Source organism: Polynucleobacter sp. MWH-Loch1C5 (assembly GCF_018881775.1).
Lineage (GTDB): Bacteria > Pseudomonadota > Gammaproteobacteria > Burkholderiales > Burkholderiaceae > Polynucleobacter.
Map to the genome: position 1 here is coordinate 379577 of NZ_JACVPR010000001.1, position 12858 is coordinate 392434.

Here is a 12858-nt window from a genome sequence, read left to right on the forward strand (position 1 = left end):
TTAGGTCAATTGAATTAATGGGCGCGTGGATAGGAACCCAAGTTTTTATAAAACGCCGCTTCTGCTTGTAACTCAGCCAAGGCTTTAGCTACTGCAGCTTCACTCGCATGACCATCAATATCAATATAGAAGAAATATTCCCAGGTGCCTCTACGTGCCGGTCTAGACTCGAGACGATTCATGGATACACCATGTTTCGCTAAAGGAGCCAATAGTTGATAGACGGCTCCCGGCTTATTAGCTACCGAGAGAATCAAAGAGGTTTGGTCTCGGCCCGTCGGTTCACAAGCACCATGACTGATCACCACAAAACGAGTGCGATTATGAGGATCATCCTGTATTTGCGTATGCGCCATCAACAAACCATACTGCGTCGCTGCACGCTCACTGGCGATCGCTGCAATCTGAGGATTTTCACTGGCCATTTTTGCTGCGACACCATTGCTATTAACCGGTTGCTGCTCAATATGGGGTAGATGATTCGCTAACCAACGGTGGCACTGGGCCAAAGCTTGGGGATGAGCACAAATTTTCTGGATACCTTCGAGCTTACCTGATTGTGTGAGCAGCTGATGCTCAATCGGCAAAGCAATTTCACCGGTAATTTTTAGATCAGTATCTAATAACAAATCAAGTGTGCGCGATACAGCCCCCTCAGAAGAGTTTTCTACAGGGACAATGCCATAGTTGGCTGCACGTGCGTCCACAGCACGAAAAACTTCATCAATGGTGGCGCATGAAACTGTTTCAATGGACTGACCAAATTGCGCAAAGGCGGCGTCTTGTGAAAATGTGCCAGCAGGGCCAAGATAAGCAATTCGATCAGGGGCCTCCAGGGCACGGCAGGCAGACATAATCTCACGCCAAATGGCCGCCACTCCCTCAGCTTGCAAGGGTCCCGTATTTTTATTTTGCAAAGCTTGAATCACTTGGCGCTCACGCTCAGGACGGAATACAGGCGCCCCTTGAGCATGTTTAATTTTGCCGACTTCTTGCGCTGCCTGAGCACGCTCACTCAAGAGCTTGAGTAATTGCTCATCCAATTGATCAATCTTGGCTCGCCAGGGTGCTAAATCTTTATCATCAGACGCCACGCTCAAACTCCTTCATGAAGTGAACTAAAGCCTCAACACCGGCGAGTGGCATTGCGTTGTAAATACTCGCTCGCATACCACCCACACTCTTATGCCCCTTAAGATTGGCTAAGCCTCTCTTGGCCGCTTCCTCTACAAAACGCTCATTGAGTGATTCATCTTTGAGGTAGAAAGTAACATTCATGCGCGAACGACAAGTCGGCGCTACTTTAGAGGTATACAAAGTACTTTGATCGATACAGTCATACAACATCGTTGCTTTCTGAATATTGATCTTTTCCATGGCGGCAACACCACCTTGACGCTTTAACCACTTAAATACTGCGCCTGCCAAATACACACCAAAAGTCGGTGGTGTATTGAGCATCGAATCGTTTTCGGCTTGTTTCGTCCAATCCCAAACCATGGGTGTAATCGGCATGGCATGACCCAATAAATCCTTACGAACTATTGTGATACCAAGACCGGCAGGCCCAATATTTTTTTGCGCCCCACCAAAGAGTACGCCGAATTGTTGAATGTCCCAAACCCGAGAAAGAATATTGCTCGAGACATCCGCGACGAGTGGTTGATTGACCTTGGGGATATCCTGGAATTCAACACCGCCGACTGTTTCATTCGAGCAAATGTGTACATAAGCCGCATCATCACTTAACTGCCAAGTACTTCTTGCCGGTATGTCTGTAAAACCGTTCGCCTGACTAGTCGCAGCAATATGCGCTTGTCCGTATTTGGCAGCTTCCTTCACTGACTTTTCTGTCCAAATCCCCGTGACGACAAAATCGGCTTTGGGGCCATTTTTGGCCAAAGACATGAGATTCATCGGAATAGCCGCGTTTTGACCAATCGCGCCACCCTGTAAGAAGAGGACTGCGTAATCGTCAGGTATAGCCATCAAGTCTCGTAAGTCTTGCACCGCTTCTTGATAGCAGGCCATGAAAGCTTTGCCGCGATGGCTAACTTCCATCACGCCCATACCTAAATCTTGCCAATTAATGATGTCACGCGTCGCTTGTTGCAGGACTTCTTCTGGCAATGTCGCCGGTCCTGGAGCAAAGTTATAGACGCGTTGCTCAGGCATTCGGCTCTCCATCAGTAGCCATGTCCTCATCACCTACATCGTCACCCTCATCGTCACCGTCATCACTCTCAGCGATACGCTGCAGACCCGACAAAGTAGTTCCCTCATCGACGTTAATCAAAGTGACGCCTTGAGTGGCTCGCCCCATTTCACGAATTTCAGCCACACGGGTGCGCACTAAAACACCACCTGTCGTGATCAACATAATTTGATCTTTTTCTGAAACCAAAACCGCCGCAACGACTTTACCGTTACGCTCAGATGTTTGAATCGCAATCATGCCTTTGGTGCCACGACCATGGCGAGTGTACTCAGCAATAGGAGTCCGCTTACCAAAGCCATTCTCGGTCGCCGTCAATACGCTACTTGGCACATCTGGATTGGCCAAAGCCTCGGCTTCAGAAGGTGCCACTAACATCGCAATCACCTCTTGGCTGGCTTCTAGGTTCATACCACGCACACCGCGAGCGGTACGGCCCATCGGACGGACATCATTCTCATCAAAACGGACTGCCTTACCCGCGTCTGAGAAGAGCATGACGTCGTGATAACCATCCGTAATGGCAGCGCCAACGAGATGATCACCCTCATCGAGATCGACTGCAATGATGCCTGCCTTACGCGGGTTAGAGAAATCGGATAAACGAGACTTCTTCACCACACCTTTTCGGGTTGCCATAAATACATATTTGTCATCTTCATAAGCCTTGATCGGCAATATGACGGTAATCTTCTCTCCATCCACTAAGGGGAAGATGTTCACGATCGGTTTACCACGAGAGGTGCGACCTCCCTGAGGGACTTCCCAAACCTTTAACCAATACATACGGCCACGGTCTGAGAAACACAAGATCGTGTCGTGCGTGTTGGCGACAAACAGGGTATCAATCCAATCCTCATCTTTGGTCGCCGCCGCTTGCTTACCACGACCCCCACGTTTTTGGGCGCGGTACTCAGACAGGGGTTGGCTCTTCATATAGCCTGCGTGCGACAAAGTCACCACCAAATCCTGAGGTGTAATCAAATCTTCTGTAAATAGCTCGGTGGCATTCAGTTCAATCTGAGAACGACGACCACTATCACCACCAGCTTGACCAAACTCATTGCGCACAGCCTCAAGCTCTTCCTTGATGATGACTGCAATACGCTCAGGTTTAGCCAAAATATCTAAAAGGTCAGCAATCTGCAACATGACATCTTTGTACTCAGACAAGATCTTGTCTTGCTCAAGCCCTGTTAGGCGCTGCAAGCGCATTTGGAGAATTTCTTGAGCCTGCCCCTCGGATAGTTTGTATAAACCATCGTTTTGCATACCCACCGCAGGATCCAAGTTCTCAGGGCGGAAGGACTCGCGACCGCCTGGTGCATCAGCTTGCGCGCGCGAAAGCATTTCGCGAACCACTGCTGAATCCCATGAACGCATCATCAACTCACGTTTGGCCTCTGGCGGAGTCGGGGCTGCTTTAATAATTGCAATAAAGTCATCAATATTCGCTAAAGCGACCGCCAAGCCTTCCAAAACATGGCCACGTTCGCGTGCTTTTTTGAGTTCAAATACCGTGCGACGTGTCACCACTTCACGGCGATGCGACAAGAAACACTCCAGCATTTGCTTCAGATTCAAAAGACGCGGCTGGTTATCCACCAGTGCGACCATATTCATACCGAAGGTATCTTGCAGCTGGGTGTTTTTGTACAGATTATTTAAAACAACCTCAGGCACCTCACCGCGCTTGAGCTCGATCACAACGCGCATACCTGATTTATCAGACTCATCGCGAATATCTGAAATACCTTCAATTTTCTTCTCAGTAATCAGCTCAGCAATGCGTTCTAGCAATGACTTTTTATTCACCTGATAAGGCAGCTCATCCACGATGATGGCTTGACGCTGACCACGGTCAATATCTTCAAAATGCGTCTTGGCTCGCATGACGACGCGACCGCGACCCGTTTTATAGCCCTCACGAACACCTTGAATACCGTAAATAATTCCAGCGGTAGGGAAGTCAGGTGCAGGAATGATGTCAATCAACTCATCAATCGTGCACTCAGGGTTATCCAAAAGATGCAAACAAGCAGCCACGACTTCATCGAGGTTATGTGGCGGAATATTCGTGGCCATACCCACAGCAATACCCGATGAACCATTAATCAATAGATTGGGAATACGTGCCGGGAGAATTAAGGGTTCTTTTTCGCTGCCGTCATAGTTAGGCCCGAAATCAACCGTTTCCTTATCAATATCATTGAGTAGTTCATGGGCAATCTTAGCTAAGCGAATCTCGGTATAACGCATCGCCGCAGCGCTATCACCGTCCACAGATCCAAAGTTACCTTGGCCATCGACCAACATATAACGCAAAGAAAAGTCTTGCGCCATACGCACAATCGTGTCGTAAACCGCTGAATCACCATGCGGGTGATATTTACCAATCACATCACCCACGATACGTGCAGATTTTTTATAGGCCCTATTCCAGTCATTATTGAGCTCATGCATGGCAAATAAAACACGGCGATGAACCGGTTTTAAGCCGTCACGAACGTCTGGCAAGGCTCGTCCTACAATGACGCTCATGGCGTAGTCCAAATAGGAACGACGCATCTCGTCTTCTAGGGATATGGGGAGTGTCTCTTTGGCTGCGTTATTAGTGGTTTCCATGCCCTTAATTTTATCATTGACTCCTTGCTAATTACCTGATTTATAGTGCTAAACTAATGGAAATCCGTTTGGATTCGAGGGTTACGGAACTTTACGAGGAAATAAAAATGAAAAAAATGCTGCAATTGATGGTAGTCGCCGGTGTTGCTGTAAGCGCAAGCGCTTTCGCACAACAAAGAAGTGTTGATAACTGGGTAAATAGCACAGGTACAGTTTGGAGAAACGGTACTAATGAATTGTGCTGGAGAAATAGCAGCTGGACACCAGCAACTGCTGCCGCAGGTTGCGATGGTGCTGTTGCCGCTCAAGCCACTCCAACCAAGCCAGTGAGCTCAAAGGTGAGCTTGACGGCTGATGCCCTGTTTGATTTTGACAAATCAAACATCAAGCCAGCCGCTAAAGCAAGCTTAGACAGCTTGGCTGAGAAAATCAAAACTTTGACATTGGAAGTGGTGATTGCTGTGGGTCATACCGACGCTATCGGTACAGACGCATACAACCAGAAACTCTCAGTACGTCGTGCTAATTCAGTGAAAAAATACTTGATCAGCAAGGGTATTGATGCCAACCGTATTTACGTTGAAGGTAAAGGCGAGTCACAGCCAGTCGCTGACAACAAAACTGCAGAAGGTCGCGCTAAGAACCGTCGCGTAGAGATCGAAGTGATCGGTACACGTAAGAACTAAGCCAATCAGCTGCTCAGAAAGCCCGGTTCGCCGGGCTTTTTTTATGCGCTCTATTTAATGAGCTCATGATTGTTAGCTCTGGCCGGCTTAATTCATTATCCCCGTATAAAATAGGCGTATGAATGTAGATACCAGTGAAATCAATAAATTCAGTGAACTCGCTCACCGCTGGTGGGATCCGAGTAGTGAATTTAAACCCTTGCATGCCATCAACCCCCTCAGACTCAACTGGATTGATGGGCGTGTAGGCTTAGCCGGCAAAAAAGTGGTCGATATTGGCTGTGGTGGCGGCATTTTGAGTGAATCCATGGCCAGCCGTGGAGCTGACGTGAAAGGTATTGATTTATCCGAGCGCGCCTTATCGGTCGCCGAATTACATAGCCTTGAATCCGGAGTTGCAGTGTCTTATGAGTACCTCAGCGCCGAAGATCTTGCCGCACGTGAACCCGGTCAATATGACGTCGTGACTTGCATGGAAATGTTAGAACACGTTCCCGACCCAAGTGCTATTGTGAAAGCCTGTGCCCAACTCGTGAAACCTGGTGGTCAAGTATTTTTCAGCACACTCAATCGCAATCCAAAATCCTATCTTTTAGCGATTTTGGGCGCTGAGTATGTATTACGTCTACTACCACGTGGCACCCATGACTATAAAAAATTCATTAAACCTTCTGAATTACATCAGATGGTACGTTCGGCCGGTTTGGAGTTACAAGAAATTCGCGGCATGAGCTACAACCCATTCACTGAGGTATTTCGTCTGAATTCAGACACGGATGTGAACTATATGATTGCCTGTAGCAAATAAGCCCCATGAATAGAGACTATCAAGGGGTTTTTTTTGATTTAGATGGCACGCTTGCAGATACGGCTCCCGATCTAGTTGCTGCTATTAATGCAGTGCGCATCGAACGCGGACTGGCGGCATTACCTTATGAACAATTACGACCGCTCGCCTCAGCAGGTGCTAGGGGTTTAATTGGTGGGGCTTTTAACTATGGTCCCGATCATCCCGAGTTTGAAGAATTAAGAAGTCAGTTTTTAGGCTTTTATGAACAGGCGTTGTGTGTCAACACACGTTTATTTGAGGGCATGCCTGAAGTGCTTGAGGCTTTAGAAACTCAAGAACTCGCCTGGGGAATTGTGACCAATAAAGCAGCGCGTCTGACCGATCCCCTCGTGCAAGCCTTGGGCTTAAGCGAACGCAGCGCTGCCACTGTGAGTGGAGACACCACACCACACGCCAAACCCCACCCTGCCCCGATACTCCAAGCAGCACAGTGGGCTAAAGTCTCTGCCCAACATTGCATTTATGTCGGTGACGATTTGCGTGATATTCAAGCGGGGCAAGCCGCAGGCATGATCACGGTCGCTGCAGCCTATGGCTACTGTGGTTGCGAAGAACCCATTGATACATGGGGGGCTGATCACATCATTCATAGTCCGCTTGAGTTACTAAAACTTCTTTAATTGATGAGTCAGCCAAGCCTCTCTACGACCCTACGCTTTTGGTTCAAACTCGGCTTGATAAGCTTTGGCGGTCCAGCAGGACAAATTGCCATGATGCATGATGAAATCGTTGTGCGTAAAAAATGGTTGAGCGAGGAATCCTTTAAGCATGCTCTGAACTATTGCATGGTCTTACCCGGACCAGAAGCACAACAATTAGCCACTTATCTAGGCTGGCTACTGCATGGCACTAAGGGGGGCGTGATCGCTGGCATTTTATTTTTATTGCCGTCTTTCTTTTTACTCACCGCCTTGAGTTACATCTACTTAAGCTATGGTGATCAGATCTGGTTAAGCTCAATCTTTGAAGCAATCAAACCCGCAGTTTTAGCGATTATTTTGATAACTGCCTATCGCATGGGTAAAAAGACCATACATAGCAAGTTACTCGCGCTCGTCATGGTGCTATCTCTATTGGCTCATATGGTTTTTGCTATTCCTTTTCCCTTGATTATTTTCATAAGCGCTTTAGTGGGATATGTGTACAGCAGAAAATCTAGCGCTTTGATAGTTCCGGAAAATACTAGCGCGCAGGGCCATGGGATGCCTGACTCTGCCTGGCATATTCTTTTAGTGATCGGCTTACTCTGGCTCATCCCCGTGATTGCATTAATTACTCTTGGCGGTTGGCAAAATCCTCTGACGCAAATGTCGTGGTTCTTTACCAAAATGGCTTTTGTCACTTTTGGTGGCGCTTATGCAGTACTGCCTTACATCTATCAGGCCGCTGTAGAACATTTTCAATGGCTCACACCCACCCAGATGCTCGATGCCCTAGCCCTTGGGGAAAGCACCCCAGGGCCACTGATCATGATTGTGGCTTTTGTCGGCTACTTGGGCGCGAGTGCGCAAGACTATTGGTTAGGCGATAGCCATTTATTGATGGGCAGCCTAGGGGCACTCGTTGCGACCTGGTTTACTTTTTTACCTTCATTCTTATTTATTCTGCTGGGTGCGCCTTGGGTAGAAAAAACAAAGGGGCAACTCAAAGTACAAATCCCCTTGCAATTTATCTCCGCAGCGGTGATTGGTATGATTTTGCAATTAGCGGTTTTCTTTGGCTTTCATGTATTAGTGACTGAATCATTCACCTTGAATATCTCCGGCCTTGTGATTGCGCTGGCAAGTGCCGTTGCACTCGGTAAAGCGGGCTGGTCAATTTTGCAGGTCATCGGCGCCGCTGCAACTGTGGGTCTAGTGACCGCCTGGATCGCATAATGACTGCGCGACTTCAATTATCTGAACTCGGTCAATTCGATAGCATCATTGACGTGCGCTCACCCGCTGAGTTTGCGCTCGACCATATCCCTGGAGCCATTAACTGCCCGGTACTCAATGATGAAGAACGAGTTGAAGTCGGTACTATTTACCATCAAGAATCCCCCTTCGCGGCAAAAAAAATTGGCGCCCGCCTCATCGCAAAAAACATTGCCCACCATTTAGAACATCAATTTGCCGCGCAAGATAAAGGCTGGCGACCACTCGTTTATTGTTGGCGAGGCGGTAAGCGCAGTCAATCGATGACTCATATCCTGCGCCAAATTGGCTGGTCTGCGGAACTATTAAATGGGGGCTATAAGCAATATCGCAAATGGGTGGTGGAGTATCTACATACAGAAGTTGTCGCGTATTCTTTTCGCGTCATCAGTGGCAGCACAGGAAGTGCCAAGAGTTCCATCCTCAAGAAATTAGCTCAAATGGGCGAGCAAGTACTTGACCTGGAGTCCCTCGCTAATCACAAAGGCTCGGTACTCGGTAGCTTAGGCACACAACCCTCTCAAAAGATGTTTGAGTCACTGATCTTCTCTCAGTTACAAGGATTTTCCTCCGAGCGAGTCGTATACGTCGAAGCAGAAAGTAAAAAAATTGGTCTGCTACAAGTGCCTGACACCCTGATACACCGTATGCGCCAAAGCCCCTGTGTGCAAATTAATGCGAGCCTAGATGCCCGTATTGACTATCTCATGTCCGACTACCCATACATGATGAATGATCCACAACGCCTCATCGAAAAGATTTCTTGCTTAAAAGAAATTCAGGGGCAAGAGAAAATTCAATACTGGATCGAGCTCATTGAAAACAAAGATTGGCATACATTAATACATGCTTTACTCGAGCAACACTACGATGTGTTGTATAAGAAATCTCAATCAGGAAACTACCGGGGCTATCAAACTGCAACAGTGATTGATACCAACTCCTTAGAACCAAGCGCCATAGAGTTGATTGCTAAACAAATTCTGGCGAGCGCCTAAGAGAATATAAATATGCCTTCGATTGATACCCAATTTTTATATTTATTGCTTGGCATCCTTTTTATTCTTATTCCAATTTCGGTTTATCTAGCGACGATTGAGTTTCATGATCAACAGGTCTACCTATGGTGCATCGGTGGATTAGGAGCTGGCATAGGAATGTCCTTGATTAGTCTAAGGGGGAATATTCCTGATTTCTTCAGCTATTACATCGCTCAAGCCGCAGTCATTGTGGGTTACATCTGTAGAGCTCTAGCTATTCGCTACGAACTGAATAAGAATTTCTCTAAGTTTGTGAAGATTTATGTCGTCATAGGCTTCCTCTATTCAACGAGCTTTAGCTACCTTGTTGCTAGCCAACAACCAGAAGCTTTACGACTCATACTAGTGATGCTTGCTCAACTAGCTCTATCTATTGATCTCTTAGTGATTAGCCTAAGAAATTACCGTATTACCCACAATAAAGGTAATCAATTAATTGCTGTCATGGCTTTATTGATCATGCTAAGTATGGCTGTAAGCATCATCATTCCTGCGCTCACCAAAGATAGTTATAGCGTTTTTTCTAGTGGTTTAGATAAGCTCATCCCCTTTACGCTCATGCTCAGCGCCTATGTGCTAGGTAACTTTGGCTTTGTACAAATGCGCTTAGATAAGTTATGGAAAAAACAATTGGCGATTAAGGATGAATTAGTCGTCACACAATTAAAACAAAAATCACTAGAAGAAATCATTCAAGAAAAAAATCACTTATTAAAAGCTTTATCTTTATCCAGTAAAGCCAATAATATGGGTGCCATGCTTGGTGCTATTGCTCATGAAGTAAACCAACCTCTAACCGCTATGCGCTTGAGTACTGAATTACTCATCAATAAACCCACGACCAGCCCCCAAGAAACCCAAGAAATCTTGGGTAGCATCTTACGCGACAATATTCGCGCCTCAGATTTAGTAAAAAATCTGCGCCAATTTTTTAGCTCGAAGAATGCTCAATTCGAAAAGATTTCTTTGAATGGCATCATTTTTGATGTTCAAAAAATGCTTGATTCTGAACTTCATCTTCATCAAATCGAATTCAGGACTCATCTCAAAGAAGATGTATCTCTGCTAGGGGATAAAAACCAACTACAAATGGTCATCCTGAATTTACTGACCAATGCTATCGATGCAGTCAGACATATCTCAGGTAATAAAAAGATTGAGATTCAAACTCAGCGCACTGAAAAAGGTCTAGAAATCCTTGTTGAGGATAATGGCTCTGGCATACCAGAAGAGCAGTGCAAACGATTATTCAATATCTTTGAAACCAGTAAAGACGAAGGCATGGGCATTGGTCTTTGGTTGAGCAAAATTATTATCGACAACCATCAGGGTACTTTAGACTTGGTCCACACAAGCCCCAGTGGAACTTGCTTTCGCATTCAATTTTCTAATCAAAGACTTTTCTCCCTCTAGGTATTCAGAGTTAAACACTGCAATACGGTCCTGAGCGTTCTAGAGGAATACATTCTCTTAGCATGCGATGGGTAAGTGACTCACTGCTTAAATATTGATTGCACAATCATCCAAAAGATTGCCGCCCAGTACTCTTTAACAAAAACCATCTCTGACTTAAATGGGTTTTGCAAAGGTATTGAATCAGCGAGGCAATCACACCTCACTGAGTAAATGGTGGAGCCGGCGGGGATCGAACCCGCGTCCGCAAATCCTCCACATAGAGTTCTACATACTTAGTTGTGTCTTTTAATTTAACCTAACTCACACGGACCAACACGTTTGAATCAAGCGGTTCGCTTAGTTTTCGAGCTGCACATCGCGACTCTATGCAACCTTATCTCATGTATATGACCCTGATGTAGCTTGCGCTACCTGACCCAAGAGCAAATCAGTTCAGGGGCAGCAGCAATTAAGCTGCTAGTGCGTAACGTTCGTCGTTAGCAGTTATTACATTCCCAATGTTTTACGAGATGTCGGGTCCTCGGTATGCCCTCAATGCTTTGCAATCCACGTCGAAACCATGTCGGCCCCAATATGCATATCGGTAGAGCTATTCTAAACCCTTTTGCTGATTTAGACTTGAAGTAATGAGTTCAACAACAACTAGAAAATCGAGCTACTGCCATACAAAATGGGGAGCCGCCATACTCGAGTGGTCGGATCAGACTATTTTTCGCTTGGAATTCGTAGGTCTTGGTCCATATCCTTACCCTGCGAGCTTCAAGTCCGACCCTCAAGGACAAAAGGTCTGTAACGCTTTACTAAAAGGTCAGCCTGGGTATTTTTTGGCCCCACAAGGCACCGCCTTTCAAAAAGCGGTTTGGCAAGCCCTGCTTTCTATCCCACACGGTGAACTACGTAGCTACCAGGAAATTGCTCAGGCGATCGGTAGACCACAAAGTGTACGCGCCGTAGCCAATGCTATCGGCGCAAACCCAATTTGTGTCTTGATTCCCTGCCATCGCGTTATTCGTAGCGACGGCTCAATCGGGGGCTATAGTAGTGGCCTTGCGATCAAGCGCCAATTACTCGTTCGCGAAGGACATACGCAATTTGCCGAGCCGGTCTAATCAACCCAATGCGGGTCTTTCATATGAATAGCCATCAAAGTTCTAAAGAAGAGCCCCATAATCAGGACGGTGCTAAAGACCATAGCCATATAGGCTACATAAATGAAATGAGGAGAAAAATAACTGTAATTAAATAAGGCAATGGTGAACGAAGCACTTGGGAAAGAATAAGCCCACCAAGACATAAAAAAGGGCAACTTAGCAAAACGCTTGAATTGCAACAATAAAAATAGGGCAAAAAATAAGCCAATAGCAATCAAGATATGCCCGAAACCATCAAGAGGCGCTGAGCCATCTTGCCCTGTCAGTGCTATCCAAGATGAGAACGCGACTGTAGGCGGCGCTAAGAAAATAGCCATCGTAGGTTTTAAGCGATCAGGTAGCTCGGGTTGCACAAACATCAAGCGATACATGACCAGTGATAACAGGACCACCCAGAAGATCAAACCGATGCCGTAGAAAAACCACGATAATTCGATGTATCCCAAGCGCACCCCACCCAGAGGGATCACTACGTTACCAACCGCTGGAATAAACCAGACAGGGCAGGCATGAGCTGCCTGCAGATTCTCGCGATGGACCCAAGCATTTAAGACAGCCAGCATGGCCACCAAATGCAGCGCTGCCCCAGACAACCAGACATATTCAGCCAGCGTGACTGAGTAGTGATAAATCACCGCAGCCAGCAGACAAACACCGACCGATATAGCTCCGAAAAATGCTGATTTAACGGGGTGATTCCATTCCTCAATCAGCTTCTCAGGACTCACCCACTGCTTACGCAACAAACCCAAAGATAAGATTAAAAATACAAGTGTCGCAAGGAGTCCAAAAATATTTGCAACCATGATTGCCTCCGGATAGGCTACGATCGCTGCAAACTTAAACCAGATGAGTGATAGACCGGATAAGCCCATGACCATCGCAAAAGCAGATACCGGGGGCGATGCTAGAAAGGTTCTCATTATTTATTTTTAGTAAATGGGATATGACATCATAAT

11 protein-coding genes and 1 other RNA gene are annotated in these 12858 nt (G+C 46.5%); 7 read left to right on the forward strand and 5 right to left on the reverse strand.

Going from position 1 to position 12858, the window contains the following annotated elements:
* Positions 1-14: 14 nt before the first annotated feature.
* Genes pheA through gyrA form a run of 3 tightly spaced genes read right to left on the reverse strand, consistent with a single transcriptional unit; the run spans position 15 to position 4840 of the window.
* Positions 15-1094: a prephenate dehydratase gene (gene pheA, locus ICE94_RS01920; RefSeq protein WP_216148074.1), complete on the reverse strand. Its 1080-nt coding sequence runs from the start codon at positions 1092-1094 to the stop codon at positions 15-17.
* Entirely contained in the window at positions 1084-2175 is a 1092-nt protein-coding gene (gene serC, locus ICE94_RS01925; RefSeq protein WP_216148077.1) for a 3-phosphoserine/phosphohydroxythreonine transaminase, read from the reverse strand. Before serC ends, pheA begins: the two co-directional genes overlap by 11 nt.
* Entirely contained in the window at positions 2168-4840 is a 2673-nt protein-coding gene (gyrA, locus tag ICE94_RS01930; protein WP_216148080.1) for a DNA gyrase subunit A, read from the reverse strand. Before gyrA ends, serC begins: the two co-directional genes overlap by 8 nt.
* A gap of 107 nt (positions 4841-4947) precedes the next feature.
* On the opposite strand from gyrA, the gene ompA reads away from it, so the two are divergent.
* From ompA to ICE94_RS01960, 6 genes are all read left to right on the forward strand, one after another.
* Positions 4948-5526, forward strand: a complete 579-nt coding sequence (gene ompA / locus ICE94_RS01935; RefSeq protein ID WP_216148083.1) for an outer membrane protein OmpA — start codon at positions 4948-4950, stop codon at positions 5524-5526.
* A gap of 118 nt (positions 5527-5644) precedes the next feature.
* A complete protein-coding gene (gene ubiG, locus ICE94_RS01940; RefSeq protein ID WP_216148086.1) occupies positions 5645-6334 on the forward strand; it encodes a bifunctional 2-polyprenyl-6-hydroxyphenol methylase/3-demethylubiquinol 3-O-methyltransferase UbiG in 690 nt (229 codons plus the stop codon).
* A gap of 5 nt (positions 6335-6339) precedes the next feature.
* Positions 6340-6996: an HAD family hydrolase gene (locus tag ICE94_RS01945; protein WP_216148089.1), complete on the forward strand. Its 657-nt coding sequence runs from the start codon at positions 6340-6342 to the stop codon at positions 6994-6996.
* Positions 6997-6999: 3 nt separating this feature from the next.
* Positions 7000-8253, forward strand: a complete 1254-nt coding sequence (chrA, locus tag ICE94_RS01950; RefSeq protein WP_216148092.1) for a chromate efflux transporter — start codon at positions 7000-7002, stop codon at positions 8251-8253.
* On the forward strand, positions 8253-9290 hold the full coding sequence (gene mnmH / locus ICE94_RS01955; protein WP_216148095.1) for a tRNA 2-selenouridine(34) synthase MnmH: 1038 nt from the start codon (positions 8253-8255) through the stop codon (positions 9288-9290). Before chrA ends, mnmH begins: the two co-directional genes overlap by 1 nt.
* Positions 9291-9302: 12 nt before the next feature.
* Entirely contained in the window at positions 9303-10745 is a 1443-nt protein-coding gene (locus tag ICE94_RS01960) for a sensor histidine kinase (RefSeq protein ID WP_216148098.1), read from the forward strand.
* Positions 10746-10959: 214 nt separating this feature from the next.
* On the opposite strand, the gene ssrA is transcribed toward ICE94_RS01960, so the two are convergent.
* Positions 10960-11318: a transfer-messenger RNA gene (ssrA, locus tag ICE94_RS01965) on the reverse strand.
* A gap of 56 nt (positions 11319-11374) precedes the next feature.
* On the opposite strand from ssrA, the gene ICE94_RS01970 reads away from it, so the two are divergent.
* The gene (locus ICE94_RS01970) at positions 11375-11857 is read left to right on the forward strand and encodes a methylated-DNA--[protein]-cysteine S-methyltransferase (protein WP_216148100.1); all 483 of its coding nucleotides are present in this window, start codon (positions 11375-11377) and stop codon (positions 11855-11857) included.
* Here ICE94_RS01970 and ICE94_RS01975 read toward each other — a convergent pair.
* Positions 11854-12822 (reverse strand): SLAC1 anion channel family protein, encoded by a 969-nt coding sequence (locus tag ICE94_RS01975; protein WP_216148103.1) that lies wholly within the window; start codon positions 12820-12822, stop codon positions 11854-11856. The two genes, ICE94_RS01970 and ICE94_RS01975, sit on opposite strands and share 4 nt — an antisense overlap.
* Positions 12823-12858: the final 36 nt, after the last annotated feature.

What these genes read in the sequence shown, in the direction of transcription:
- serC (WP_216148077.1), bottom strand. Translation starts at nt 2,175, where the DNA reads ATGCCTGAGCAACGCGTCTATAACTTTGCTCCAGGACCGGCGACATTG.
- gyrA (WP_216148080.1), bottom strand. Translation starts at nt 4,840, where the DNA reads ATGGAAACCACTAATAACGCAGCCAAAGAGACACTCCCCATATCCCTA.
- ompA (WP_216148083.1), top strand. Translation starts at nt 4,948, where the DNA reads ATGAAAAAAATGCTGCAATTGATGGTAGTCGCCGGTGTTGCTGTAAGC.
- ubiG (WP_216148086.1), top strand. Translation starts at nt 5,645, where the DNA reads ATGAATGTAGATACCAGTGAAATCAATAAATTCAGTGAACTCGCTCAC.
- ICE94_RS01945 (WP_216148089.1), top strand. Translation starts at nt 6,340, where the DNA reads ATGAATAGAGACTATCAAGGGGTTTTTTTTGATTTAGATGGCACGCTT.
- chrA (WP_216148092.1), top strand. Translation starts at nt 7,000, where the DNA reads ATGAGTCAGCCAAGCCTCTCTACGACCCTACGCTTTTGGTTCAAACTC.
- mnmH (WP_216148095.1), top strand. Translation starts at nt 8,253, where the DNA reads ATGACTGCGCGACTTCAATTATCTGAACTCGGTCAATTCGATAGCATC.
- ICE94_RS01960 (WP_216148098.1), top strand. Translation starts at nt 9,303, where the DNA reads ATGCCTTCGATTGATACCCAATTTTTATATTTATTGCTTGGCATCCTT.
- ICE94_RS01970 (WP_216148100.1), top strand. Translation starts at nt 11,375, where the DNA reads ATGAGTTCAACAACAACTAGAAAATCGAGCTACTGCCATACAAAATGG.
- ICE94_RS01975 (WP_216148103.1), bottom strand. Translation starts at nt 12,822, where the DNA reads ATGAGAACCTTTCTAGCATCGCCCCCGGTATCTGCTTTTGCGATGGTC.